The 25,678-nt window shown below is 67.6% G+C and carries 23 protein-coding genes, 1 other RNA gene and 1 pseudogene; 17 read left to right on the top strand and 8 right to left on the bottom strand.

Annotated elements, in window-relative coordinates:
• Nucleotides 1–112 precede the first annotated feature (112 nt).
• Both D107_RS13340 and D107_RS0110395 read right to left on the bottom strand, forming a co-directional pair.
• Nucleotides 113–411: pseudogene (locus D107_RS13340) on the bottom strand (type II toxin-antitoxin system RelE/ParE family toxin).
• On the bottom strand, nucleotides 408–632 hold the full coding sequence (locus tag D107_RS0110395; protein ID WP_018138966.1) for an addiction module protein: 225 nt from the start codon (nucleotides 630–632) through the stop codon (nucleotides 408–410). The pseudogene D107_RS13340 and the gene D107_RS0110395 overlap by 4 nt, the downstream one beginning before the upstream one ends.
• Nucleotides 633–749: 117 nt before the next feature.
• On the opposite strand from D107_RS0110395, the gene D107_RS0110390 reads away from it, so the two are divergent.
• The 3 genes from D107_RS0110390 (at nucleotide 750) to D107_RS0110380 (ending at nucleotide 4,163) form a co-directional block, all read left to right on the top strand.
• Nucleotides 750–1,418 carry a haloacid dehalogenase type II gene (locus D107_RS0110390; RefSeq protein WP_018881404.1) on the top strand — a complete coding sequence of 223 codons (669 nt, stop codon included), beginning with the start codon at nucleotides 750–752 and terminating at the stop codon, nucleotides 1,416–1,418.
• A gap of 98 nt (nucleotides 1,419–1,516) precedes the next feature.
• Entirely contained in the window at nucleotides 1,517–2,686 is a 1,170-nt protein-coding gene (locus D107_RS0110385; RefSeq protein WP_018881403.1) for a GNAT family N-acetyltransferase/peptidase C39 family protein, read from the top strand.
• Nucleotides 2,679–4,163, top strand: a complete 1,485-nt coding sequence (locus D107_RS0110380; RefSeq protein ID WP_018881402.1) for a RimK family protein — start codon at nucleotides 2,679–2,681, stop codon at nucleotides 4,161–4,163. The genes D107_RS0110385 and D107_RS0110380 overlap by 8 nt, the downstream gene beginning before the upstream one ends.
• Before the next feature lie 151 nt (nucleotides 4,164–4,314).
• On the opposite strand, the gene D107_RS0110375 is transcribed toward D107_RS0110380, so the two are convergent.
• Entirely contained in the window at nucleotides 4,315–4,860 is a 546-nt protein-coding gene (locus tag D107_RS0110375; protein WP_018876500.1) for a glycine cleavage system protein R, read from the bottom strand.
• 120 nt (nucleotides 4,861–4,980) lie between these two features.
• Nucleotides 4,981–5,802, bottom strand: coding sequence for a TatD family hydrolase (locus D107_RS0110370; protein ID WP_018881401.1), 822 nt, complete (start codon nucleotides 5,800–5,802; stop codon nucleotides 4,981–4,983).
• A 359-nt stretch (nucleotides 5,803–6,161) separates the two neighbouring features.
• On the opposite strand from D107_RS0110370, the gene pepN reads away from it, so the two are divergent.
• From pepN to D107_RS0110340, 6 genes are all read left to right on the top strand, one after another.
• Nucleotides 6,162–8,798: an aminopeptidase N gene (gene pepN / locus D107_RS0110365; protein ID WP_018881400.1), complete on the top strand. Its 2,637-nt coding sequence runs from the start codon at nucleotides 6,162–6,164 to the stop codon at nucleotides 8,796–8,798.
• 269 nt (nucleotides 8,799–9,067) lie between these two features.
• On the top strand, nucleotides 9,068–9,508 hold the full coding sequence (locus D107_RS0110360) for a hypothetical protein (protein WP_018881399.1): 441 nt from the start codon (nucleotides 9,068–9,070) through the stop codon (nucleotides 9,506–9,508).
• Between the two features lie 146 nt (nucleotides 9,509–9,654).
• Entirely contained in the window at nucleotides 9,655–11,265 is a 1,611-nt protein-coding gene (locus tag D107_RS0110355) for a TolC family protein (protein WP_018881398.1), read from the top strand.
• The gene (locus D107_RS0110350) at nucleotides 11,265–12,698 is read left to right on the top strand and encodes a multicopper oxidase family protein (RefSeq protein WP_018881397.1); all 1,434 of its coding nucleotides are present in this window, start codon (nucleotides 11,265–11,267) and stop codon (nucleotides 12,696–12,698) included. The genes D107_RS0110355 and D107_RS0110350 overlap by 1 nt, the downstream gene beginning before the upstream one ends.
• A gap of 106 nt (nucleotides 12,699–12,804) precedes the next feature.
• Nucleotides 12,805–13,173: a copper resistance CopC family protein gene (locus D107_RS0110345; protein ID WP_018881396.1), complete on the top strand. Its 369-nt coding sequence runs from the start codon at nucleotides 12,805–12,807 to the stop codon at nucleotides 13,171–13,173.
• A 3-nt stretch (nucleotides 13,174–13,176) separates the two neighbouring features.
• The gene (locus D107_RS0110340; protein ID WP_018881395.1) at nucleotides 13,177–14,085 is read left to right on the top strand and encodes a CopD family protein; all 909 of its coding nucleotides are present in this window, start codon (nucleotides 13,177–13,179) and stop codon (nucleotides 14,083–14,085) included.
• A 26-nt stretch (nucleotides 14,086–14,111) separates the two neighbouring features.
• Here D107_RS0110340 and D107_RS0110335 read toward each other — a convergent pair whose 3' ends face one another.
• The gene (locus D107_RS0110335) at nucleotides 14,112–15,233 is read right to left on the bottom strand and encodes a S1C family serine protease (protein ID WP_018865634.1); all 1,122 of its coding nucleotides are present in this window, start codon (nucleotides 15,231–15,233) and stop codon (nucleotides 14,112–14,114) included.
• A gap of 42 nt (nucleotides 15,234–15,275) precedes the next feature.
• Between D107_RS0110335 and D107_RS0110330 the strand changes: the two genes are divergently transcribed.
• The 6 genes from D107_RS0110330 (at nucleotide 15,276) to D107_RS0110305 (ending at nucleotide 20,261) form a co-directional block, all read left to right on the top strand.
• On the top strand, nucleotides 15,276–16,025 hold the full coding sequence (locus tag D107_RS0110330; protein WP_018881394.1) for a Nif3-like dinuclear metal center hexameric protein: 750 nt from the start codon (nucleotides 15,276–15,278) through the stop codon (nucleotides 16,023–16,025).
• 322 nt (nucleotides 16,026–16,347) lie between these two features.
• Nucleotides 16,348–16,950 (top strand): ubiquinol-cytochrome c reductase iron-sulfur subunit, encoded by a 603-nt coding sequence (petA, locus tag D107_RS0110325; RefSeq protein WP_026279149.1) that lies wholly within the window; start codon nucleotides 16,348–16,350, stop codon nucleotides 16,948–16,950.
• Nucleotides 16,951–18,360: a cytochrome b N-terminal domain-containing protein gene (locus D107_RS0110320; protein ID WP_018865637.1), complete on the top strand. Its 1,410-nt coding sequence runs from the start codon at nucleotides 16,951–16,953 to the stop codon at nucleotides 18,358–18,360.
• The gene (locus tag D107_RS0110315) at nucleotides 18,360–19,103 is read left to right on the top strand and encodes a cytochrome c1 (protein WP_018876488.1); all 744 of its coding nucleotides are present in this window, start codon (nucleotides 18,360–18,362) and stop codon (nucleotides 19,101–19,103) included. The genes D107_RS0110320 and D107_RS0110315 overlap by 1 nt, the downstream gene beginning before the upstream one ends.
• 106 nt (nucleotides 19,104–19,209) lie before the next feature.
• A complete protein-coding gene (locus tag D107_RS0110310) occupies nucleotides 19,210–19,836 on the top strand; it encodes a glutathione S-transferase N-terminal domain-containing protein (RefSeq protein ID WP_017942770.1) in 627 nt (208 codons plus the stop codon).
• Nucleotides 19,833–20,261 carry a ClpXP protease specificity-enhancing factor gene (locus D107_RS0110305; protein ID WP_018876486.1) on the top strand — a complete coding sequence of 143 codons (429 nt, stop codon included), beginning with the start codon at nucleotides 19,833–19,835 and terminating at the stop codon, nucleotides 20,259–20,261. The genes D107_RS0110310 and D107_RS0110305 overlap by 4 nt, the downstream gene beginning before the upstream one ends.
• Before the next feature lie 67 nt (nucleotides 20,262–20,328).
• Here the strand turns inward: D107_RS0110305 and D107_RS0110300 are convergent, their stop codons facing one another.
• Genes D107_RS0110300 through D107_RS0110290 form a run of 3 tightly spaced genes read right to left on the bottom strand, consistent with a single transcriptional unit; the run spans nucleotide 20,329 to nucleotide 23,946 of the window.
• A complete protein-coding gene (locus D107_RS0110300; protein ID WP_018881393.1) occupies nucleotides 20,329–21,708 on the bottom strand; it encodes an FAD-binding oxidoreductase in 1,380 nt (459 codons plus the stop codon).
• 9 nt (nucleotides 21,709–21,717) lie between these two features.
• Nucleotides 21,718–22,074 carry a YraN family protein gene (locus D107_RS0110295; protein WP_018881392.1) on the bottom strand — a complete coding sequence of 119 codons (357 nt, stop codon included), beginning with the start codon at nucleotides 22,072–22,074 and terminating at the stop codon, nucleotides 21,718–21,720.
• Entirely contained in the window at nucleotides 22,075–23,946 is a 1,872-nt protein-coding gene (locus tag D107_RS0110290; RefSeq protein WP_038035336.1) for a penicillin-binding protein activator, read from the bottom strand.
• A gap of 78 nt (nucleotides 23,947–24,024) precedes the next feature.
• Here D107_RS0110290 and rsmI point away from each other — a divergent pair, with 78 nt between their 5' ends.
• Both rsmI and rnpB read left to right on the top strand, forming a co-directional pair.
• Complete coding sequence (rsmI, locus tag D107_RS0110285) at nucleotides 24,025–24,861, top strand: 16S rRNA (cytidine(1402)-2'-O)-methyltransferase (RefSeq protein ID WP_026280791.1); 837 nt, start codon at nucleotides 24,025–24,027, stop codon at nucleotides 24,859–24,861.
• A gap of 342 nt (nucleotides 24,862–25,203) precedes the next feature.
• Nucleotides 25,204–25,549, top strand: an RNA gene (gene rnpB, locus D107_RS13405) — RNase P RNA component class A.
• Nucleotides 25,550–25,678: the final 129 nt, after the last annotated feature.

Raw genomic sequence — 25,678 nt, 5'->3', positions numbered from 1 at the left:
CGACGACTCCAGTGCTTCGATTGACGGGACATCGCACTCAGTGTGCCGTGTCGTACCCGCATGTCCAGATCCTTGGCCAGCCGCATGGCTGCCGCTGTCTGGGGGGCAGTCATCAGCCTTCCCGTGTGCGTTCCTTCCAGTAATCCGGGTGGCGGTGCAGGTGCATGACCGCGAGAATCAGGATGCCCCGTCCTCTTCTGCGTAGAGAACCCCATACGGAAACCGCTTCACGAATGAGCGCCGCACTTCGCCCTCCAGAACGGTCCAGGCACGCGGGTAGGCGATGGCGCGTTGCACCGCTGCAAACACTTCAACTGCAAAATCGTTCCCGAGGCGGGGCTCGATTTCTTCGTAGTACTGAACGGCCTCGGTGAGTTCTTGCTCCGCTTCCGGGTGAAAGCGAAAACTCATCGTTCAAACCGGCTCCATATCCTCTCGAAGACCTGTTCGCCCGGAATCGCTTCGACTGTGCCCGAGCGGATCTCTTCCAGGCGCTTCCGCGAGACCTCCGCCCATTTGCGGTCCACGCCCGCATCGGGCGGGTTCAGGCTGCGCAGGAGGGAATCGACCACCAGAGCGCGCTCTTCCACGGGCAGGGACTCGGCTTCGTCAATAAGGTCTTTGATCTTCATGTCACCATCTTCCTGGTATCGCTGGGGGCGATGACCGGCGCAAGCGGAATTCTCATACTGGCATCTTGCGGCCGGTAGTGCGAGATGGCGGTTTGGTGGTTACATCCGGGAGGGGCTATGCGGCAGACGCTGGCGTTTGATGTGTACGGGACGCTGATCGATACCCAGGGGGTTACGGCGACGCTCGAAGGGTGGATTGGCGAGCGGGCACCGGTGCTGGCACGTGCCTGGCGCGAGAAGCAGCTGGAGTACACCTTCCGGCGCGGGCTGATGGGGGCGTACGCGGATTTCGATACCTGCACTGAGCAGGCGCTGCGGTACTGCTGCGAGGCACTGGGTATCGCGCTCGAAGCGGAGCAGGAGGCGGAGTTGTTGCGGTGCTACCGAGAGCTCCCGGCCTTCGCCGATGCAGGGTCGGCCCTGGACGAGCTGCGCGCGGACGGACACCGCCTGTTTGCGTTCTCCAACGGGACGGCTGAGACGGTCAGCGGGCTGTTGCGGAACGCCGGCCTGGAGGATCGCTTCGAGGATCTCGTCAGCGTGGACGAGATCGGCTGCTTCAAGCCGGACCCGCGCGTGTACCGGCATTTCCTGCAGAGGGCGAATGTGCTGCCCCAGCAGGCATGGCTGGTTTCAGGCAACCCCTTCGACGTGATCGGTGCGCAGGCTGCGGCCATGCGTACGGTCTGGCTCGACCGGGCGCGGCAGCGGCTGTTCGACCCCTGGGGTGGGGAGCCCACGGCCACCATCGGCAGCCTGGACGAACTGGCCAGGGCACTGCGTTAGCCGGGGTCTTGCCGTCGGCAAATATTCCTGCTGGAGCGGGCTATTGGCGCCCGGTGGTTGCGCTACGATGGAGATCGGTCCGCCGCCGGGAGAGGAGCGTGAGCCAGCAGGTCAAGCAACGGGTCGCGCCCGCCGCAGAATCGCCCTTGATCCGTCCGGCCACGGTGGAGGATCTGGAGGCGCTAGTCGCGCTGGAAGATGCGGCGTTCGAGATCGATCGCATCTCGCGGCGGCAATTTCGCTACCTGCTCACGCGTGGGCATGCGGTCACGCTGGTGGCGGAGGATGCCGGCGGGGAGGGCTTGCTCGGCTACGTGATGCTGCTGTTCAGCCGCGGTACGTCGCTGGCGCGGCTGTACTCGATTGCGGTCAGCGCGCGGGCGCGCGGCCAGGGGCTGGGACGGCGTCTGGTGGAGGCGGCGGAAGACGCGGCGCGCCAGCACGGGCGGACCGATCTGCGCTTGGAGGTGCGGCGCGACAATGCGGCCAGCCTGGCCCTGTTCCGCGGGCTCGGCTATCGCGACTTCGGCACCATCGACGACTACTACGAGGACCACATGGATGCGCTGCGGCTGCAGAAGTCGCTGGCGATCGGCCCCGATCCGGCGCTGGTACGCGCGCCCTACTATGCGCAGACGCTGGAGTTCACCTGCGGCCCGGCCGCGCTGATGATGGCGATGCGCACGGTGGACCCGGCGCTGAAGCTGGACCGGCGCTTGGAGCTGCGCCTGTGGCGCGACGCCACCACGATTTTTATGACCTCGGGCCACGGCGGCTGCGGGCCGTACGGGCTCGCGCTGGCCGCGGCCCATCGCGGGTTCGAGGTGGAACTGCTGGTGCGCGATCGCGGCGTGGCGTTCGCGGATTCCGTGCGCAGCGCGGAGAAGAAGGAGGTGATGCAGCTGGTGCAGGAGGACATGGTCGAGGAGCTGGAACAGCTGGGGGTGCCGGTGGTGCACGGTCCGGTGAACGTATCCCAGCTGGAGGCGCGCTTTGCCGAGGGCGGGGTGCCGGTGGTGCTGATCAGCAGCGTGCGGCTGTATGCCGAGCGCTTCCCGCACTGGGTCACGGTGACGGGCTTCGACGAGCGCTTTGTCTACGTGCATGACCCGTTCGTGGACGTGGAGCAAGGGGGGCGCGCGGTGGACTCGGTGAACATGCCGATCGCGCGTGCGGACTTCGAGCGCATGGCGCGCTACGGCCGCGCGGGGCTGCAGGCGGCGGTGATCGTCGGCCCGCGCCGTACGGCGGAGGGCGCGCATGCCTGAGCACCGCATCCTGGTCGAGCGCCGGGCGGACTGGAAGTCGCACTTCCCCGACCTTCCGGTCATGGCTATTGACGACTACCTGCGTGGCCCCGCTGCCGACGACCCGGCCAACCTGCGTGTGATCAACCTGTGCCGCAGCCAGCGTTACCTGTCCGCCGGGTACTACGGCTCGCTGCTGGCGGAGGCGCGCGGGCACCGGGTGATCCCCAGCGTACGCACCCTGCAGGACCTGTCGCGCAAGTCCATCTACAGCCTGGATACCGAGGAACTGGACGAGCGCGTGGCACGCGTTCTGGGCCGCAGCCGCCAGGGCGCGCAGCCCGAGCGCCTGGAGCTGACCGTGCTGTTCGGCCAGTGCGACGAGCCGGCGCTGCAGGAGATCGCCGGCCAGCTGTTCGCCCTGTTCCCCGCGCCGATGTTCCGGGTGGAGTTCCGGCTGCAGGGACGCTGGCAGATCCACGCCCTTCGCTCGTTCGCGCTGAACGCGCTGGAACCCGAGCAGGAGCCGGCCTTCTTCGCCGCGCTGGAGCGCTACCTCTCCAAACCCTGGCGCCGCCGCCGCGGGGCACGCAGCGCGCGCTACGAGCTGGCCATCCTGCACAACCCGGACGAGGCGATGGCCCCGTCCACGCCGGCCACGCTCAAGCGCTTCGCCCGCGCCGGGCAGGAACAGGGGATGGATGTCGAGCTGATCCAGGCGCGCGATCTGCCACGACTGGCGGAGTTCGACGCCCTGTTCATCCGCGAGACCACCGCCATCGACCACTACACCTATCGCTTCGCGCGCAAGGCCGAGGCCGAGGGCATGGTGGTAATCGACGATGCCGACTCCATCCTGCGCTGCACCAACAAGGTCTATCTGGCTGAGCGCCTGGCCGCCCATCGCGTGCCGACGCCAAAGACCGTGATCCTCACCCGCGAGACCATCCTGCGCGCGGAGGAACAGATCGGCTATCCCGTGGTGCTCAAGATCCCGGACGGCAGCTTCTCGCGCGGGGTGTTCAAGGCGAACGACCGCGCCGAGCTGGAATCCATCGCCCGACGCCTCTTGAAGGAGAGCGATCTGATCCTCGCCCAGGAGTTTGTCTACACCGAGTTCGACTGGCGCATCGGCGTGCTCAACCGCCAGCCGCTGTATGCCTCGCAGTACCTGATGTCGCGCAAGCACTGGCAGATCGTCAATCACGACGCCAAGGGTGGCCCGCGCGAGGGCGGCTTCCGCACCCTGGCACTGGCGGACGTGCCCGCCGCCGTGGTCAAGACGGCCGTGAAGGCCGCCAACCTGATCGGCGACGGCCTCTATGGCGTCGATCTCAAGCAGACCCCGCGCGGCGTGATGGTCATCGAGGTCAACGACAACCCCAACCTCGACGCCGGCATCGAGGACAAGGTCCTCGGCGAGACCCTCTACACCACCCTGATGCAGGACTTCGTCCGCCGCCTCGACGCCGCCCGCCGCCACCGCGCCGCACCCTGATTGGAACGGGGTCTGCCCGTCGCCACGTCGCAGGATGCGATGAGCGAAGCGAATCGCATCGGGGGATGCACCGAGCGGGGAGTGGTGCGTTTCGCTGCGCTCAACGGCACCCTACGGTTGCAGGATGTTGCCTACCTGTGTCGGGCGGCGGTCAGGCTACGGCCTCGGGTGGTTCCTGCAGCGGGTCGTGGAGTTCGAGGTCGACCATCAACTCGTTGGCCAGGGCCTCCAGGTCGTCCTGCAGCGTGTGCAGGTCCAGGCCTTCCGGCACGCCCAGGCGGGCCTTTGCGCGGAACATCGGCTCGCCGGTCATCGAGCCCGGCTCGCAGGCCGTCTCCAGCGTCTCGACACTCACGCCGTGGCGCGAGAGTACGGCGGTGATGTCCTGCACGATCCCCGGTCGGTCGTGCCCGATCAGGTCCAGCACCACCGGATGCCGCGCCGCCGGGGGCAGCTCGCTGCCGCGCTGGATATGCACCTGCAGCGAGTCGCCTGCCAGCCCGCGCAGCGCGGCCTCCAGCGCGTCGGCATTCTCGGTATCCACCTCCAGCAGTACCACTCCGGCAAACTGTCCGGCCAGTTGCGTCATCCGGCTTTCCAGCCAGTTGCCGCCCGCCGACCGAGCCCGCGCCGCCACCGCGCTCACCAGCCCCGGCCGGTCCGGCCCGATCACCGTCAGAATCACCGAAGTCTTCATACGCACTTCCTCACACGAATCGCTATCGGACCAACCATCCTGCGCGCCCTTGCAGGCCATGACAATGCGCTGGATGTTGCTCACTGCGCCACCGCTCGAGGAACGGCACCATCGCTGCTCTCAGGCGTCGGCGGTTTCGGGCAGGCTGTAGAAGGCGCGGGCGGTGGCGGTGGTGTGGGCGGCGAGGTCTTCCGGGGTCTCGTCGCGCAGCTGGGCCACGTATTCGCCAATGTGGGGGAGGAAGGCGGGTTCGTTGCGCCGGCCGTTGCCGATCTTCTTGCCGCTGCCCTTGGGCAGGGTGCGTGGCAGCAGGTAGGGCGCGTCGGTCTCGATCATCAGGCGGCCGCGCGGGATGCGCGGGACCAGCGGGTGCAGGTGGGTGCCGCGGCGTTCGTCGCAGACCCAGCCGGTGATGCCGATGTGGCAGTCGAGGTCGAGGTATTCGGCCAGGGCGTCGGCCTCGCCGGTGAAGCAGTGCACCACGGCGGCCGGCAGCTTGTCGCGCCAGCGGCGCAGGATCTGGGCGAAGTCGTGGTGGGCGTCGCGCTCGTGCAGGAACACCGGCAGGCCGAGATCCGCGGCCAGCTCCAGCTGGGCCTCGAAGGCGATGCGCTGCTGCGGGCGCGGCGAGTGGTCGCGGTTGTAGTCCAGCCCCATCTCGCCCATGGCGACGACGTTGGCGTCCGCGCGGGCGAGGTCACTGAACCGCGCGGCGATCGCGTCGGTCCACTGTCTGGCCAGGTGCGGGTGTACGCCCAGGGTGGCGCGGCAGCAGTCCGGGTACTGGTCGGCGATCTCCAGGCACTTCTCGCTCTGGTGGGCGTCGGCGCCGGTGATCAGCATCCAGGAGACGCCGGCCTCGCGGGCGCGCTCGAGGACCTCGGAGCGTTCCTTGTTGAAGGATTCGTGGGTGAGGTTGAAGCAGATATCGATCCATTCCATGCGCGGTATGCTAACGGATTGGACGCGCAGCGCCAGATCCCCGGCGCCGTCATTGCGAGGCGCCGAAGGCGGTGAAGCAATCTCCTGCGGCTGGCAGTGCGGTGGATTCGAGGGCCCCGGTGGTTTCGGGCCGGGAGATTACTCGCTGCGCTCGCCCTGCGGGCCGGCCTGCGGCCGTTCAACGCGCTTCGCGCTTTTGTGCTTCGTCGCTGCGCTCCTCGCAATGACGGTGGTGGTCTCACATCATCGCGAGGAGCCCGGGCGTTGCAATGACGGCGCTGGCGTCCGGGTTTGGCGCCGGGACCGTTGCGCCGTGTTAAACCTTTTGCAGTGATTTTGATTTTGAACTGGAGTTTGGAATGCGTGATGCGAGTCCCCAGGCGGTTTATCTGAGCGATTACCAGCCGCCGGCGTTTGTGGTGGAGAGCCTGGAGCTGGACTTTGACCTGGCCGCGGCGACCACCGAGGTGACCACGCGCATGGCGGTGCGGCGCAACCCGCAGGCGGCGGAGCCGAATGGGGCGCTGCGGCTGTACGGCGATGGTGTGGAGCTGGTGTCGCTGACCGTGGATGGTGCGGAGCCGGGCGAGGGCCTGCTCGAGCAGGATGCCGAGGGCCTGCTGCTGCACGGCCTGCCGGAGGCGGCGCGACTGGAGATCGTCAGCCGCTGCCACCCGGAGCAGAACACCGCGCTGGAAGGCCTGTACGCCTCCAGCGGCAACCTGTGCACCCAGTGCGAGCCGGAGGGCTTTCGCCGCATCACCTTCTTCCCCGACCGCCCGGATGTGCTGACCACCTACCGCGTGCGCCTGGAGGCGGACCGGGCGCAGTACCCAGTGCTGCTGGCGAACGGCAACCGCGTGGAGGCCGGCGAGCTGGATGGCGGGCGCCACTACGCGGTGTGGGAGGACCCGTTCCCCAAGCCGTCGTACCTGTTTGCGCTGGTCGCCGGGGATCTCGCCTGCCAGCGCGACACCTTCACCACCATGTCCGGGCGCGAGGTCGCGCTGGAACTGTATGTCGAGGCGCACAACGCGGATCGCTGCGACCACGCGCTGGCGTCGCTGAAGCGCGCGATGCGCTATGACGAGGAGGCCTTCGGCCGCGAATACGACCTGGACGTGTACATGATCGTCGCGGTGGACGACTTCAACATGGGGGCGATGGAGAACAAGGGGCTGAACCTGTTCAACGCCAAGTACGTGCTCGCCAGCCCCGACACCGCCACCGACAGTGACTTTGTCGCCATCGAGTCGGTGATCGCCCACGAGTATTTCCATAACTGGTCGGGCAACCGCGTGACCTGCCGCGACTGGTTCCAGCTGTCACTCAAGGAAGGGCTCACGGTCTTCCGCGACCAGGAATTCACCACCGACTGCACCCTGTTCGGCGTCAAGCGCATCGACGATGTCGCCATGCTGCGCGCCTTCCAGTTCCCGGAGGACGCCGGACCGCTGGCGCACCCGGTGCGCCCGGACCACTACGCCGAGATCAACAACTTCTACACCCTGACCGTCTACGAGAAGGGCGCCGAGCTGATCCGCATGCTGCGCACCCTGATCGGGCGCGAGGCCTTCCGCCGCGGGCTGGACCTATACTTCGAGCGCTTCGACGGTCAGGCCGTGACGACGGACGACTTTGTCGCGGTGATGGCCGAGGCCAGCGGGCGCGATCTCGCCCGTTTCAAGCGCTGGTATACTCAGGCCGGCACGCCGCATGTGACCGCAGGCACCGCGTTCGACGGCCCCGGCGGACCGGCCCGTATCACACTCGCGCAGGAGACCCCGCCGACCCCGGGCCAGGCGCACAAGGAGCCGGTGGTGATCCCGGTGCGCATGGCCTTTCTCGATGCCGACGGCCAGCGCATCCGCGCGCGCCGGGACGGCGACGAAGCCGCGCGCGACGAATGGGTGCTGGAGCTGGACGCCGCCGAGCACACCTTCTGCTTCGAGGACCTGTCCGCCGAGGTGGCCGCGATCTCCTGGCTACGCGGCTTCTCCGCCCCGGTGATCCTGAACGCCAACCAGGGCGTGGACGAACTGGCGCACCTGCTGGCGCATGACGATGATGCCTTCGCCCGCTGGGAGGCCGCGCAGACCCTGTTCCGTCGCGCCATCCGTGCGCGCATCGAGCACGACGCCGCCGACTCCGCGCTGGAGGCCGCCATCGAGCACGCCCTGCACGCCCTGATCGAGGATCCGGCGATCGAGCCGGTGCTGCTGGCGACCATCCTGCAGCTGCCGCCCACGCGCGAGCTGGCCGAGTTGTTCGAGCGCGTCGATCCGGTGCGCCTGCGCATGGAGCGCGACGACCTGGAGAAGCGCCTCTATGCCCCGCTGACCGGCGCGATGCAGCAGATCCAGCCGAAGCTGGACGACGTGGACAATGGTGCCTTCACCGCCGAGGCGATGGGCCTGCGCCAGCTGCGCAACCGTCTGCTGGCGCTGCGTGTGGCGGCCCGCGACCAGGCCGCGGTGCCCGAGGCCCTGGCGCAGTACCAGAAGGCGCGCAGCATGACCATGCGCATGGGTGCGCTGAACGCGGTGAACGAACTGGATCACGAGGCCCGCGAGGTGCTGCTGACGGACTTCGAGCAGCGCTACCGCGACGACCCGCTGGTGCTGGACAAGTACTTCGGTCTGCAGGCCGGCAGCCAGGTCCCCGGAGGCTTCGAGCGCCTGGAGGCGCTGCTGGAGCACCCCGGGTTCCGCTGGACCAACCCGAACCGGGTGCGTGCGGTGCTGGGGCCGTTCATGGCCCGCAACGAACGCCACTTCCACCAGGAAGACGGCGAGGGCTATCGCCGCATGGGCGGCTTTGTCGAGAAGCTGGACGCGATGAACCCGCAGACCGCCGCGCGCCTGGCCCAGCCGCTGACCCGCTGGCAGAAGGTGGACAGCGTTCGCGGCGAACAGATGCGGGCGGAACTCGAACGCCTCGCCGCGCTCGAATTGTCGCGCGACCTGCGCGACGTGATCGAGCGCGCGCTCGCGTAGGAGGCCAGCCCCCTGGCCGATGGGGTGCAGGAACGGCTCCGATTGCCCCGGGGGCTGGCGCCAACAGGGCCAGCCCCGGATTTGTAGGAGGCGAGCCTCTCGCCGATGGGGCGCTGGTCTGGTCCCAATCGGCCAGGGGGCTGGCCTCCTACAGGGATGGCGCCCAAGGGTGTGGGGTGTGGTATGTTGACCGCCGATTGCTGGGCCGAGATGGCCCCAAACGAGGTTTGGCCGACGTGAAAAGGGTCTTCCACCGACTGCTGTGCTGGATGCTGGTGCTGGCGATTGCCGGCCTGCCGGCGCTCGCGGCGGTTGCGAGTGTGGAAGACGGGCACGCCGGGCATGCGATGCACGGGGCCCAGTCGCAGGGCGACAAGGCGGCGGATCACGCGGACCATGATCATTCGCATGATCACGCGCACGGCGACCACCATGATCACCATGCGCAGGACGGTCCCGCCGATACTCGGCATGGCGGCGACCACGCCCATGAAGCATCCGATTCCTCTGACGCCAGCGGGGTGATCGTGCACGCGGATTGCCTGGATGGCGCCTGTCTGGCGAGTTGCTCGGCCTGCAGCCACTGCCAGGGCATGCCGTCCATCACCGGCATGCACCTGCTGACCCCGGTCACGCAGGCCATGCGCCTGTATTCTTTCCAGAGCGGTCCGCCTGCGGCCGCGTTGTACCGCCCCCCCATCCTCTCCTGATCTGACTGTACCGGCGCGAGCGCCGGGGCTGTCCGCTTATCCGGTTTCCACCCGGTGCTGGCGGATGGCAAGGCCGTGTCGCGCGTTCGCGCGGGATGCGGAATCGAAGTCCGATCAAGGAGATTTTCACGATGCGAGCAACCCGATTGCTGCTCCCCGTCGTGTCGGTGCTGTTCCTCGCCGGCTGCGCGGTCACCGCGCCCGAGCTGGATCGCTCCGACCTGGCGGAGGACATCTCGGTGCAGGGGATCGACCTGCCCGAGTCGGAGATGCCCCGCCCCTCTGGCGAGCTGACGCTCGAGGAGGCCATTCATCAGGCCCTGTGGCGCAACCCGCGCATGCAGCAGGCCTACGCCAAGCTGGATCTGACGGCCGCCGATGTGGTCGAAGCCGCCCAGTTTTCCAACCCCACCCTGTCGCTGTCGGTGATGCGCCCCAAGGGCGGTGGCGGCAACGAGACGGGGGTCGGCCTGGCCTGGGGGATTTCCGGCCTGCTGATGCGCAGTGCGCGTCAGGACATTGCTGAATCCCACTGGGAGTCCACACGTCTGCAGCTGGCCGAAGGCATGGTGGCCCTGGCCTCGGACACCGAGCGTGCCTGGTATGACGCGGTGGCCGCGCGCCAGCGGGCGCAGGTGCAGGCGCTGGAGACCCGCGCCGCGGATCTCGGCTCGCTGCTGGGCGAGCGCTTCTATGACGCCGGCAACATCCCCGACCTGAAGCGGGCACAGCTGCGCATCCGTGCGGCCGAGGCCCGGCTGAAGCTCGAGGATGCGCGGCAGCGCGAGCGCGAAACCCGTCTGCGCCTGGCCCACCTGATGGGGCTGCCCGGCCAGGTGGATGGCTGGGAGGTCCCCGGCAAGCTGCCGTTGCCGCTGGCCGGTGTGGACGATCGCGATGCCCTGGTCGCGCAGGCCCTGGAGCAGCGTCTGGACCTGCGGGCCCTGGATCATGCCCTGGAGGGGCTGACCGAGGGTGTGGCCCTGGTGCGCCGCTATCGCTGGCTGGGCGACATCGAGCCCGGTATCGAGTTCGAGCGCGAGACGGACGGCACCCGCCTGTGGGGCGGAGGTATCTCCTTCACCCTGCCGATCTTCAACCAGAACCAGGCCGGCATCGCCCGCGCCGAGGCGCGGCTGGAGGACGGCGAGGCCCGCCGGGCCCGGCTGGAGCAGGCGGTCACCGCCGATGTGCACCAGCACTTCGTCCGCCTGGCCCATCACCGCGACAAGTTCGGCACCAAGCGCTACGAACTGCTGCCGGCCCGGGAGATCGAGCTGGAGCGCGTGCAGGAGCGCGTGAACTTCATGTTCGACGATGTCTTCGACCTGCTCGTGACCAAGCAGGAAGAGCTGGCCGACTGGCAGCGCGCGGTGGCCGCACTGGGCGAGTACTGGCGGGCCCGGGTCGACCTGGCCTTCACCGTGGCCGGCGAGCTGCCGGGCGGGGCGCCGGGTGACGAGGGCTATCTCGAAACCGACGCGCTCGAACATGACCCGTCCGCGATGGATCACGGAGACCATGGCGGTCACGGCGGTCACGGCGGTCACGGCGGTCACGGCGGTCACGGGGGCCACGGGGACCACGGGGACCACGGGGACCACGGGGACCACGGGGAGCACGGGGATCACGGGGATCACGGGGATCACGGGGATCACGGGGATCACGGGGATCACGGAGATCACGGAGATCACGGAGATCATGACCATGGCGACCACGGTGACCACGGCAACGACGGTCACGGAGGGCATCACTGATGAAACGGCGTAACTTCCTGCTGGCCGCCGGCGCGGCAATGCTGCCGGCAACCACCCTGACCCGGGTGATGGCCGAAACGGGTCACGAGCACCACAACGAGGGCGATGCGACGCCCGGCGAACGCACCGAACAGGGCTACATGCCGGTGCATACGCCGAACGGCTGGACCCTGCCGTACGAAATGAACAACGGCGTGAAGGAGTTCCACCTGGTCGCCGAGGAGATCGAGCACGAGTTCGCGCCCGGTTCGGTGGCCAAGTGCTGGGGCTACAACGGCACCACCCCGGGGCCGACCATCGAGGCGGTGGAGGGCGACAAGGTTCGCATCTACGTGACCAACCGCCTGCCGGAGTACACCTCGGTGCACTGGCACGGCATCCATCTGCCTTCGGGCATGGACGGGGTGAAGGGCGTGACCCAGCCGCCGATCCACCCGGGGGAGACCTTCGTCTACGAGTTCGAGCTGAACCAGCACGGGACGCACATGTACCACCCGCATGCCGACGAGATGGTGCAGATGGCGATGGGGATGATGGGGATGTTCATCATCCACCCGAAGGACGGCGAGATCGAGCCGGTGGACCGCGACTACGCGATCCTGCTGCACAACTGGGGGCTGCACCCGGGCACGCGCACGCCGGACCCGTCGATCATGGTCGACTTCGATCTGTGGTCGATGAACTCCAAGGTCTTCCCGGCCATCGACTCGCTGGTGGCGAAGACCGGCGAGCGGGTGCGCATCCGCATGGGCAACCTGTCGATGTGGAACCACCCGATGCATGTGCACGGGGTGTCGTTCGAGGTGACCGGCTCCGATGGCGGTCGCTGGCCGCGCGCGCAGTGGCGCAAGGAGACGACCGAGATCGTTGCGGTCGGCCAGACCCGCGATATCGAGTTCGTGGCGCCACCGGGTGACTGGGCGTTCCATTGCCACATGTCCCACCACACCATGAACCCGATGGGTCACGGCATCGCCAACACCCTGGGCGTGGACCAGTCCGGTCTGGAGGAGGAGATCCGCACATTGCTGCCCGGCTACATGGCCATGGGCGAACACGGCATGGCGGATCACCAGGACCATACCGATGGTGGCCACATGCGCGGGCCGGAGAACACCCTGGCCATGGGCATGGGCCAGGGGCCGTTCGGCAACATCGGCATGGGCGGCATGTTCACCCTGATCAAGGTGCGTGACGACCTGGAGCCCGGGGACTTCCGCGATCCCGGCTGGTACTGGCACCCGGATGGGGAGGTCGCCCGCCGCGTGAGCAGTGATCCGGATTTCGGCAATCCGGTGCGCCGCGGCAAGGTCGCGGGTGCGGATTCCGACGGGCTCCCGACCCCCAGCCGCGATGCGCATGGCGGGCATGGAGGCCATGGCGGCCACGGGGGGCATGGAGGACATAACGGCCACGGAGGCCACAACCACTGAGCTTCCTCCGGCGCGGGCGCCGGGACCGCCGCAAGGCGGCCCCCGGTGGCCTGTGGCCGGCGGACTCTGACACGACACGACTGCACTTGAACAACTTGAGGACTACATGATGACGATTGGTAACCGCAATATCCTGCGTTCCGCCCTTGCGGCCCTGCTGCTGGCCTTCGCCAGCCCCCTGCTGGCCCACGAGGGCGAAATGGGACAGGTCCCGGAGGATGGCTCCACGGTGCAGGGCACCCCGGAGGAGATCGGGATTCACTTCGATGGCGCGATGCGCATCACCCAGTTCGACGTGATCGGCCCGCAAGGCCGCGTGTCTCTGGAGAACGAGCCGGGCAGTGATCCGACCGAGGAGTACCATGTGCGCCCGGCCGGCGACCTGGAACCGGGTCGTTACGAGGTGCGCTGGCGCGGTCTGGCCCGCGACGGCCACATGATGTCCGGGAGCTTCCGCTTCACGGTGGAGAACTAGGCCGTGGCCTGGCTGTCTGCGCTGTCCGATGTGGATGCCTGGACGGTCGCCATGATGCTGGTGGCGGCCGGGTTCTATGCCGGTTCCTTGCTGGCGGCCGGGGCGGTGCTGTTCCGCCTGGCGTTTCCGGATCTGCCTGATCCGGATCGCCGGGCGGCCAGCCGCATGGGGGCGGTCGCGGCCTGGGTCGCGATCGTGCTGGCCCTGGTCCAGTGGCCGCTGCAGGCTGGATTCCTCGGGGGTGGCAATGGTGCGGCTGCCTTCGACCCCATGCTGCTCGGCATGGTGTTCGAGGGGGCGCAGGGAACCCGGCTGGTCCTGGCCGTGAGCGGTTTGTTGCTGGTGCAGGCGATCCTGCTGGATGCCCGGCGGCTGCCGGGGCTGGGCTACGGTCTCAGCCTTGCCGGCGTATTGCTGGTGATGCTCGCCTTCGTGCAGGTCGGGCACACGGTGGACGAGCCGCGCGTCCTGCTGGGAGGGCTGCTGGTGCTGCATCTGCTGACTGCGGCCTTCTGGATCGGTTCGTTGTGGCCGCTGTATCGCCTGGCGGGGCACCCGCCGGCGGGTCGTGATGCCGCGCGCATCCTGGCGCGCTTTGGCCAGGTGGCGGTGTTCGGGGTCGGGCTGCTGGTGCTGGCCGGTGTGGTGCTGGCGGCCTTGCTGCTGGGCGGTGTCACGCCATTGCTCACCACGGGCTATGGGCAGTTCCTGATCGGCAAGGTCCTGATCGTCGGATTGCTCCTGCTGCTGGCCGCCGCGAACAAGTGGCGGCTGGTGCCGGCGTTCGAGCGCGGCGAACCCGGGGCCCCCGGGCGGCTGCGCCGCAGTATCGCGCTGGAGGGCGGTCTGGTCGGGTCGATCCTGCTGCTGACCGCGGTACTGACCACGGTCAGTTCGCCGGCCGGTGGATAGGCGACGCGGGCGCTAGCGGTTCGGCGTCAGATGGGTCGCTGGGCGACCGTGGCGGCGAGTTCGACGTCCTCGCCCTCGCGCTGGACACGGATGTCCAGGGTCGCGCCGGGCGAGGTGCGGGCGATCACGTTGAGCGCTTCTCGCGGGGTGTTCACGCTGCTGCCGTCCAGGTGGGTGATGATGTCCCCCGGTCGGATTCCAGCTTCTTCCGCAGGCCCCTCGCGCAGGATGCCGGCGACCAGCACGCCGCGCGGCGTGTCCAGGCCGAAGGATTCGGCCAGTTCGCGGTTCATCGCCTGGACCTCGATCCCCAGCCAGCCGCGGGCGACATAGCCCTGTTCGATGATCTCGGTCATCACGCTGCGCGCCAGATCCACCGGGATCGCGAAGCCGATGCCGTGGGAGCCGCCGGAGCGCGAGAAGATCGCGGTGTTGATGCCGACGACCTCGCCGCGCGCATTGATCAGCGCGCCGCCGGAATTGCCCGGATTGATCGCCGCGTCGGTCTGGATGAAGTCCTCGAAGGTGTTGATCCCGAGCTGGTTGCGCCCGGTGGCGGAGACGATCCCCTGGGTCACCGTCTGGCCGACGCCGAAGGGGTTGCCGATGGCGAGCACGACGTCGCCCACCCGCAGGTCGCTGGAGTGCCCCACCGTGGCCACACCGAGCCCCGGCGCGCGCACGCGCAGCACGGCGAGGTCGGTATCCGGATCGATGCCGATGATCTCGGCGGGGTGGGCCTCGCCGCCGGGGAGCATGATGGCAATGGCATCAGCCTCCTCGATCACGTGGTGATTGGTGAGGATGTGCCCCTGTTCGGTCATGATGACCCCGGAACCGAGGCTGGACTGCTCCTGTTCACCCGGCGGAAGGGGCTGGCCGAAGAATTCATGCAGGCCGAGGCCGGAGGGCCGGTCGATGGTGCGCGAGGTCATGATGTTGACGACCGCGGGTGCGGCGCGGCGTACGCCGTCGGCGTAGCTGGCCGGCGCACCCGTGGCGCCCGGGGCCGGCACGGGTTCGGCGACCTGCAGATCGGCGCCGGATTCGTCGCGGCCGAGGATCTCGGGGAAGAACACCGCGATCACCACGGCCAGGGCAATGCCGGTCAGCGCGGCTTGCAGCAGAAAGCGAGAGAAATTCACCATATGTCGAATATACCGAATCAGCGTTCAACAGGGGATCCCGCCGTGGTCAATCGCGATGAACTGATGCAGGCACTGAATGCGGAGCTCGAGCCGGAGCGTTTCCGCGATTACTGCCCGAATGGTCTGCAGGTGGAGGGGCGCCGCGAGATCCGTCGGATCGTCAGCGGGGTGACCGCCTCCCTGGCGCTGGTGGAGGCGGCGGTGGAGGCCGGGGCCGACCTGATCCTGGTGCACCACGGGTACTTCTGGAAGGGCGAACCGCAGGAGGTGACCGGCATGAAGCGCGAGCGCATGCGCCTGCTGCTGGCGCATGACATCAACCTGGTCGCCTACCACCTGCCGCTGGATGCCCACCCTGTGCTTGGCAACAACACCCAGTTGGCCGGGCGCCTGGGATTCGCGATCGACGGTGTGCTGCGCGAGGACGGCGTCGGCCAGGTGGGGAGCCCGGCGCGGGTGATGTCGGCGCCCGACATGCAGGCGCATATCAGCAACGTGCTGGGGCGCGAGGCGCTGTGCGTGGAGGCCGGTGACCATCCCATCCGCCGCATCGCCTGGTGTACCGGCGGGGCCCAGTCCCTGCTTACCGAGGCCGCGGCACAGGGAGTGGATGCCTACATCAGTGGCGAGATCTCCGAGCAGACCACCCACGAGGCGCGCGAGCTGGGGGTGCACTACTTCGCTGCCGGACATCATGCGACCGAGCGCTACGGGGCCCCGGCCCTGGGCCAGTGGTGCGCGGAGCGCTTCGGTCTCGAACACCAGTTTATCGAGATCGACAATCCCGCCTGAGCGGGGGTGATCCCGCCCGCACGCGACTGCGTGCGAGATTGCAGTGCAGCCTGTTCGCTTTGGGGGCGTGCCGGACACCCCGTCCGCGCCCGTCTGTAATCAGTTGGTTATGTAGGTTTTCGACGCGCGTGACCAAGCGCAATGCTCGGTCTTAAGGCAGTAATCTACTTGACCTTATTAGCGTGTTCGGGAATTCTATCGGATTTTACAGCCCGCCCAGATGGGTATTCGCGCGTGCGGCCAAGGCCCCTCGCGTTCAGGCTGCGCCTTGGTTGCGTGGCTGCGGGAATACGATTTCAACACGTTGTTTGGAGAGACAAACATGGCAAACCAAGGCGTAAACCGAGGCCGGCGCCGGTTCCTCGTCGCCGCGACATCTGTCGTAGGCGGAGCCGGGGTCGCCGCTGTCGCGGCCCCGTTCCTGGCGTCCTTGCAGCCCAGCGCGCGCGCTCAGGCGGCCGGGGCCCCTGTCGAGTTCGACGTGTCCGCTGTCGAGCCGGGCCAGCGTGTCAGCGTCGAATGGCGCGGCCAGCCCATCTGGGTCGTGCGACGCACCGAAGAGATGATCGCCGGTTTGTCCGAGGTGACCGACCGTCTGCGTGATCCGGAGTCCGAGGTCGAGAGCCAGCAGCCGGAATACGCGCAGAACGAGCACCGTTCGCGCAATCCCGAGTTCCTGGTCGTGATCGGCATCTGCACCCATCTGGGCTGCTCGCCCACCTACCGCCCGGAGATCGGCGACCCCGAGATGGGTTCCGACTGGCAGGGTGGCTGGCTGTGCGGCTGCCACGGCTCCCGCTTCGACCTGGCCGGCCGCGTGTATCGCAACATGCCGGCGGCGACCAACCTGGTGATCCCGCGCCACATGTACCGCACGGACACCTTGCTTGTCATTGGTGAAGACGAAGACGGGGAGGCGATCTAAATGGCCAGCAATCCTGATACCAAGATCCAGGGCGGTCTGCTGGGCTGGGTCGATGCCCGCTTCCCGCTCTCCCAGATGTGGAACGAGCATCTGGCGCAGTACTACGCGCCGAAGAACTTCAACTTCTGGTATTTCTTCGGCTCCCTGGCGCTGCTGGTGCTGGTCATCCAGATCGTCTCCGGCATCTTCCTGACCATGTTCTACAAGCCCGATGCGGAACTCGCGTTCGCGTCGGTCGAGTACATCATGCGCGACGTGGAGTGGGGCTGGCTGATCCGCTACATGCATTCCACCGGCGCCTCGATGTTCTTCGTGGTCGTCTATCTGCACATGTTCCGGGCGCTGCTGTACGGCTCCTACAAGAAGCCGCGCGAGCTGATCTGGATCTTCGGTGTGCTGATCTACCTGGTGCTGATGGCCGAGGCCTTCGCCGGCTACCTGCTGCCGTGGGGCCAGATGTCCTACTGGGGCGCGCAGGTGATCGTGAACCTGTTCCAGACCATCCCGTATATCGGGCCGGATCTGGTGACCTGGATTCGCGGTGACTTCCTGCTCTCCGATGCCACGCTGAACCGCTTCTTTGCGCTGCACGTGATTGCCCTGCCGCTGGTGCTGATCATGCTGGTGGCCGCGCACATCATTGCGCTGCACGAAGTGGGCTCCAACAACCCGGACGGCATCAACATCAAGGAAAACAAGGACGAGAACGGCATCCCGAAGGATGGCATCCCGTTCCACCCGTACTACTCCGTGAAGGATCTGGTCGGTGTCGGCGTGTTCCTGATGGTCTTTGCCGTGATCATGTTCTTCTTCCCGACCGGTGGCGGCCTGTTCCTGAAGCCGGACAACATGATCCCGGCCGACCCGCTGGTCACCCCGGATCTCATCCCGCCGGTGTGGTACTTCACCTCGATGTATTCGGTGCTGCGATCCGTGCCGGATCCGTTCCTCGGCGTGGTCGCGATGGGCCTTGCGGTGGTGATGCTGTTCTTCATCCCGTGGCTGGATCGCAATCCGGTACTGTCGATGCGCTACCGCTCGTTCGCGGCCAAGTTCAACCTGGCGGTGTTCGTGGTGGCCTTCGTGATCCTCGGCTGGCTGGGTCTGCAGCAGGCCACCACGGAAGTGAGCGAGATGAGCCTGCGCTTCTCCACGGTCTACTTCGCGTTCTTCTTCCTGCTGTGGTTCCTCAGCAAGGAACGCTCCGCGGTCTTCAGCCTGATCGCATTCGCCGTGGTGGTGGGCATCTACACGATCTACGACATCCTGCGTTTCGATCCGAGTGACGCGAGTCTGATCATGTGGTCCTGGCTGATTCCGACCGTGTATCTGTTCGTGACCATGGTGGCCCCCGCCTTCGCGCGTGGCCTGGGCCGTGACCGTGCCGTTCCGGAAAGGGTGACTTCGTAATGAAAACGCTGATTGCAACTACGTTCCTGGCCGCTGCGGCCCTGTTCACCGTCCCGGCCGCCTCGGCGGCCGGGTACGACGGTGACCTGGAGAAGGCCAATATTGACGTGACCAATGAGGCCTCGCTGCAGCGCGGTGCCAACCTGTTCATGAACTACTGCATGGGTTGCCACTCCACGGAGTACATGCGCTACAACCGCGTCGCGCGGGATATCGGGCTGACCGAGCAGCACATGGAAGAGAACTTCATCTTCATTACCGACGAAGCCGGTGATCCGGTCGGTGTGGGTTCGCTGATGAAGAACGCCATGAGCGACGACTACGGCGAAGAGGCCTTCGGCGTGGTCCCGCCCGACCTGACCATGACCACCCGCATCCATGGCGAGGACTGGGTCTACACCTTCCTGAAGAGCTTCTATGTGGATGAGTCGCGTCCGCTGGGCGCGAACAATACCGTGTTCAGCAACGTCGGCATGCCGCACGTGCTGTGGGAGCTCCAGGGCTGGCAGGAGAAGGTTGTCGACGAGGACGGCAACGAGCGTCTCGAGTTGGTGCGCTCCGGTAGCATGACGCCCAGCGAATACGACCGCGCCGTGCGCGACATCGTCACCTACCTCTCCTACATGGGCGAGCCGATGCAGCTGGACCGCCAGCGGATCGGCCTGTACGTCCTGATTTTCCTCGGGATCTTCACGATCCTGGCCTACTTCTTGAAAAAGGAGTACTGGAAAGACGTACACTAGGCGGCCTGAACCGTCGCCGGCGCACTGATCAAGGATGATCGCGCGCCGGTGTTATTGACCGTCTGCCCGGCGTGGCCTCGTGCCTGGCCGGGCTAGGGAGAAAGCCATGGCGCTGGTCGCCAACCGTCGTTCCGTTATGACCCTGTTTTCTGCTCACGACTGTGTGCGCTGCCACCGGGTGCGCATCATCCTTGCGGAGAAGGACATCGCCGTGGATGTCGTGAATCTCGGGCCGGACGAGCTGCCCGAGGATCTCTCCGATCTGAATCCGTACAACGAGGTCCCGACCCTGGTGGATCGCGATCTGGCCCTGTACGGGACGCATGTCATCACCGAATACCTGGACGAGCGTTTTCCGCATCCGCCGTTGATGCCGGTGGATCCGGTTTCGCGGGCGGCCGCGCGGCTGGCGCTTTATCGCGTGGAACGCGACTGGTACGAGGGGCTGGACGCGGTCTACAAGGCCTCCGGCTCGGGGTTGACCAAGGCGCGCAAGATCCTGCGCGAGAGCCTGGTGAGCTCGGCGGAGATCTTCGAACTCAAGCCGTACTTCCTGAGTGACGAGTTCTCCATCGTTGACTGTGCCATCGCGCCCGTGATGTGGCGGCTTCCGGCGGTCGGTATCGACCTGGCCTCGCTGCCGCAGGCGATCCAGGAATACGCCGACCGTGTGTGCAAGCGCGAGTCTTTCCAGGTGAGTCTGACCGAGGCCGAGCGCGAGCTGCGCCTGTGACTTCGTCGCGCCCCTATCTGCTCCGTGCGCTGTGGGAGTGGGTCACGGATAACGGCTTCACGCCGCATATCCTGGTCGACGCCACGGTCGAGGGCGTGGTCGTGCCCGAGGCCTTTGTGGATCAGGGCAAGATCACCCTGAACGTTGGTCCCTCCGCGGTACAGGCCCTGAATATCGGGGACGACGCCGTGGCCTTCTCGGCCCGCTTCGCCGGCAACCCGATGGATGTGTTTGTGCCGATGCCGGCGGTCCTGGCGGTCTACGCCCGCGAGAACGGGCAGGGCATGATGTTCGGCAGTGAGCCGGGGCCCGGCCCCGAGGACGATGGTCCGGGTACGCCGCCGGATGGGTCCGGTGATGGCGGGGGTGGAGAGGATGCCCCGGCGCCCAGGCGCAAGGGGCCGTCGCTAAAGGTCGTCAAGTAGTGCGCAGGGCCCCGTATGGGGCCCGTTTCTTTTCCGGGGATGTGTGCCGGACGAAGGGGGCGTAGCCTCAGGCCGGGCCGGGTGCCTTGCCGGGGTTGAGGATGTTGTCGGGATCGAACTCGCGCTTGATGCCCGCCATCAGCCCCAGTGCCACCGGGTCCAGCTCACGCGCCACATAGGGCCGCTTGACCAGCCCGATGCCGTGTTCGCCGGACAGGGTGCCGCCGAGCGCGAGGACCAGCGTAAAGACCCCGTCCAGGCACCGTTCGGCCGCCGCCAGCTCCTGCGGATCGTCCGGGTTGACCAGCAGGTTCACGTGGATGTTGCCGTTGCCGGCATGGCCGAAATTCACGATCTTGATCGCATGCTCCGTGGCCAGGCGGTCCAGGCCCGCGATCAGCTCGGGGATGCGCGAGACCGGCACGACCACGTCCTCGTTGATCTTCTTCGGCGCCACCGTCCGCAGCGCCGGGGACAGGGCCTTGCGTACGGCCCACAGGGCCTGTGCCGCCTCGGGGGTGTCGGCGCTGTGGGTCTCGAGGCAACCGGGGCCCTCGGCCGCGGTGCGCACGCCGGCGGTGGTGGCGTCGATACCGGCCTCGGTGCCATCCGTTTCGATCATCAGGATGGCGCCGGCGCCCGCGGGCAGGGGGCAGTCCGGATCATAGTCGCGAATCATGGCAATGGCGGAGTGGTCCATGAATTCCAGCGCCGAGGGGACTTCCGCTCGGGCCATCAGGCGCGAGACGGCGCGGGCAGCGTCGCCGACATTGCGATATACCGCCTGGATCAGGCGGGTCGCCTCCGGCCTGGGGGTGAGGCGCAGCGTGGCCTCCGTGATCACGGCCAGCGTGCCCTCGGAGCCGATCAGCAGCCGGGTGAGGTCGTAACCCACGACACCCTTGGTGGTGTGGACCCCGGTGCGAAAGGCCTCTCCGGTGCCGGCCACGCCGGCGAGGCCCAGGGTGTTGTCCCGCGGGGTGCCGTACTTCACCGCATGCGGCCCCGCGGAGTTGTACGCCAGGTTGCCGCCCAGGGTGCAGTAGGCGCTGCTGGTCGGATCCGGTGGCCAGAAAAAGCCGTGGCGTCCCGCGGCCTGCTGGATCTCGCCGTTGGTGACGCCGGGTTCCGCGATCAGCCAGCGATTGTCCGGGTCCACCTCGAGGATGCGGTTCATGTGCTCGAAGGACACCACCAGCCCCCCGTGGTCCGGCACCGCGGCGCCCGTGGTGCCCGTCCCGCGCCCCCGGCAGGTGAGTGCAACGCCCAGCCGCCGGCACAGCCGTACCAGCTCGCGCACGGTATCCGCGTCGCGCGGGAAGGCCACCGCGTCCGGGACCGCGTGGAGCTTCGAGTTGTCCGCGCCATACGTCCAGCAGTCCGCCGGATCGAGCAACCGGTCGCCGGGTGCCAGCAGTTGTTCCAGTTCGCGGGCCAGTGGAGTCATGGGGTGGGCTTAATCGGTGGGTGCCTGGATGGCGTCCTGCAGCCAGTCGATCCGGTCGCGACCATCCAGAGTCATGACATCGAAACGCACCGGCCCGTTCCAGGCACGCTCCTGTAAATAGGCCTCGGCGACCCGTAGCAGGCGCGCCTGCTTGCGCCGGTCGATGCTCTCCGCGCCGCCCCCGAACCCGGGGTGGCTGCGTTTGCGTACCTCCACCAGCACGAGCGTGTCACCCTCCTGGGCGACGAGGTCGAGCTCGCCATACGGGCGGCGGACGTTGCGAGCCCGGATCTCCAGGCCGCGGGTCTCGAGGTAGGCGGCGGCCCGGTCCTCGGCGGCCTGTCCCGAGACGCCCGGGCGAAACACTCAGGAGCCTCCGGCGGGGAGGTCGATGCGCCGGGGTTCGCCGCGCTCGAAGCGCGCCCAGGCCGGCTCCCGCACCCATTCATGATTGAACGGGTTCAGGCCCCAGGTCCCGGTGGCGCCGACCAGCTGGTGATGCGGGGCGCTGCGCACCGCTTCCTGGCGCAGGCTCAGGCGCAGCGCGTCCATCCCCAGGGCGACAAAGCGAGGCAGTGCCTCGTCGCCGGCGTCTGCCTCTTCGTCAAGCGGGTGGACTCGGTCGAACAGGCGCGGCGCGTCGGGAAACACGATTCCGTTCAAGTCGGCATCGCGATTGGCATCCGGACGGCCCGAATAGACATGGGCGGTCGCCATCATCGGCAGGTGGCTCGCGCGGTGAAAGTGCACGTGCGGCACGATACGCCGCACCTGCGGGGCCGACCCGGCGATGAACAGATGGTCCACATCGGCACGTACCTGCGGGTCCGCCTCCAGTTCCAGTCCGGTCCGGCGCGCCACCTCGCGAATGCGGGATTCGCTTTGCGGGATCCCCAGGGCATTGCCAATGGTGGCGTTCAGTTCGCCCGCAGTGGGCTGGACCCGGATCACGTCGCGCGGGCGTCGATCGTCCTCGGCGAGCGTCGCCTGGTAGGCGCTCGCCACGCGATCGCCGAAGGCCCCCTCCGGCAGGATCACAAGCGGATGCAGCCAGCCGGCGCGCGCGGCGCGATCGGCCACGGCCCGGGCGTCCTCTTCCGGGTTCAGAGCCAGCGTGGTCATCGCTTCGTGGGCAATGGTGCCGGCCCGGTTCAGCAGCACGGATGGAACGGCCTGATCGCTGGTTGCGACCTGCTGAACCGATTCGCGCCGCAGTGGGCCGATGATGCGCGCGACGCCCGATTCCACGCCGCGCCGGTAGAGCGCGGCCGCGGCATCCGGCTCCCCGCGAGTGTCGCGAACGATCAGGCGCCCGTTGCTGGCCCCCTCTGCGTAGTAGGCGCGGGTGATGCCGTCCAGGACCGCATTGCCGAGTTCGCCGAGATCGCCCGACAGGGGCAGGAGCACCAGAGTGTCGCCCGGTGCGTCCGGTGTCAGGGGATGGGACGCCAGCAGCTCCGGCAGCAGGCTGTTGGCCGGGTGCGAGGGATGGCGTTCCCGCCACTGGCCCGCGGCCTGGCGTGCCGCGTCCTGCGTGTCGGCGCCGCGCAGCAACCGGAACAGGCTGACCCAGGCATCGCCATCCGGCGGGTGGTTGCCGATCACTCGTTCGCGCTGGGCCGGGCGCAGGGCCGCGAGCAGACCCCACAGGCGCTGCTGGTTCTCGCTGTGCAGATCCGGCTCCATGATCAGGAGCCCATCCAGGCGCAGGCGGGCGTCCAGGGCCTGATACCATTGGCCTTCGTGTTCCAGCAGCCGGGCGTGGAGCGACAGGCCTTCACGATAGACCTCCGGTGAACGCGTCGGATCGTCCGGATCGTCCGCTCCGAGACGCTCTCGGGCCAGGTCCCAGTCGCGCTGGGCCGCCGCCAGGCGCGCGCCCAGCAGGCGGCCGGCCTGGGAGTCCCGTTCGGCGTCGGGCAGCTCGGCCCAGAGGGTGTCGGCCCGCTCCAGCTGATCCGGCGTCGCCGGGTCCAGTGCCAGGACGGCTTCGATCGCACCCCGGATGGTCTCCGGTTCCGGGCGCGAACGCGCCTCGCTCAGCAGCAGGCTGGCGCGGACCTCCGGCGGGAGTTCGGCCAGGTCCGCGCGGGGTTCGGGTTCCGGGGCCGGCTCCGGGTCCGGGCGCGGCGTGGCGCACCCGACCACAATGGCCGAGGCCAGCAGCAACAGGGCAAGGCGGGACAGGGGCCGGGCGTGTCCTGCGCGATGAAGGGGTCGGGGCACGATGGTGGTCACGAGGTTTCCCTGGCGAATGAGGAGTCAGTATTGAAAGCGCATCAGGCCGTGTCAACGAACTGGGGCACGTTGTGGGTCGTGGCCACGCCGATTGGTAATCTCGGCGACATGAGCCCGCGTGCGGGCGAGATCCTGGCCCGGGTGCAGCGCATTGCCGCGGAGGATACGCGACACAGCGCCGGACTGCTGGCCCACCTGGGTGTGCATACGCCGCTGGTCAGCCTGCACGAGCACAACGAGGCCGAGCGAATCCCGGCGCTGCTCGAGGCATTGCAGGCGGGGGAGTCGGTGGCCCTGGTCTCGGATGCGGGCACGCCGCTGGTGTCCGATCCCGGCTTCCGTCTGGTGCGCGCGGCGCGGGAGGTGGGCGCGCCGGTGCGGGCCGTTCCGGGCCCCAGCGCCCCGCTGGCGGCGCTGGCCGTGGCGGGGTTGCCATCCGACCGGTTCTGTTTCGAGGGCTTTCTGCCGCACGCGGCCGGGGCGCGTCGGCGGCAGCTGGAGGTGCTGCTGGCCCAGCCGGTTACGACGATCGTGTTCGAGTCGTCTCATCGTATCCGGGCTGCGGCCGGGGACCTTGCCGGACTGGCGCCCGAGCGCGAGGTATTCCTGGCGCGCGAGCTGACCAAGCAGTTCGAGGAGCACTACCGGGGCGTCGCTGCGGACCTCCCGGCCTGGCTGGATGCGGATGCCAACCGCACCCGCGGCGAGTTTGTCCTGATCCTGGGGGCGGCGCCGGCCCCGGAAACCGGCGGCGAGGCCGACGAGCCGCTGGCGGCCGAACACGAGCGCCTGCTCGCCGCGCTACTGCAGGAGCTCCCCCTCAAGCGTGCCGCGCGCCTGCTCTCCGATGCCACCGACCTGCCACGCAACCGCGTCTACGCCCGCGCCCTGGCCCTCAAGGACGCCCAAAGCTAAGGCTTGGTTTTCACCACGAAGCACACGAAGGCACGAAGAAGGGCAAGGTCAAGGGCGCTTCACAGGAAGTCGCGAAGGTTTGAAGGGCTTCACAGGAAGTCGCGAAGGTTTGAAGGAATGAATGCGGGTTGAACCCACTGGGCTCGGACGGTGTAGCAATGAGTGTCCGGCCAATCCTGCCAGCAGTAACGCCCTTCTATCCTTCCAGCCTTCCTGTCATTGCTTTTGACCTTGCCCTTCTTCGTGCCTTCGTGTGCTTCGTGGTGAACAAAAGGGGGGCGTCGGCGGCCAGGCCCCTGAAAAGCCTTGCGTTCCGGGGCGGGGCGGCGTACAAGGAGCGCGGGAGTCGGCCGGGCAGTCGCTGCATCCTCGGATGTGGAGGAAAGTCCGGGCTCCACAGGGCAGGACGCCAGGTAACACCTGGGCGGCGCGAGCCGACGGAAAGTGCCGCAGAAAATACACCGCCGATGGCCTTCGGGCACAGGTAAGGGTGAAATGGTGCGGTAAGAGCGCACCGCGCGACTGGTAACAGTTCGTGGCAGGGTAAACCCCGTCCGGAGCAAGGCCAAATAGGGGTGCATGGTGTGGCCCGCATCGCACCCGGGTAGGCTGCACGAGGCGTCCGGTGACGGACGTCCCAGATGAATGACTGTCCACGACAGAACCCGGCTTATGGCCGGCTCCCACTTTAGTTTTTAGCCTCTGGATCAGCATCTTACGGACTCTTTGAAGGAGTCGAAAGGTGTTGGTACACAGTTTGGTACAAAGCGGTCACCCCTACGTTACCCCCAGGGGACGTGTCTTCTGGTTTCGCTTC

Origin of the sequence: Thioalkalivibrio sp. ALE30 (assembly GCF_000377465.1) — a bacterium.
In the GTDB taxonomy this organism is placed as follows: Bacteria; Pseudomonadota; Gammaproteobacteria; order Ectothiorhodospirales; family Ectothiorhodospiraceae; genus Thioalkalivibrio.
The sequence above is the reverse complement of the archived record's forward strand: the minus strand, read 5'-3'. Positions and strand labels throughout refer to the sequence as shown.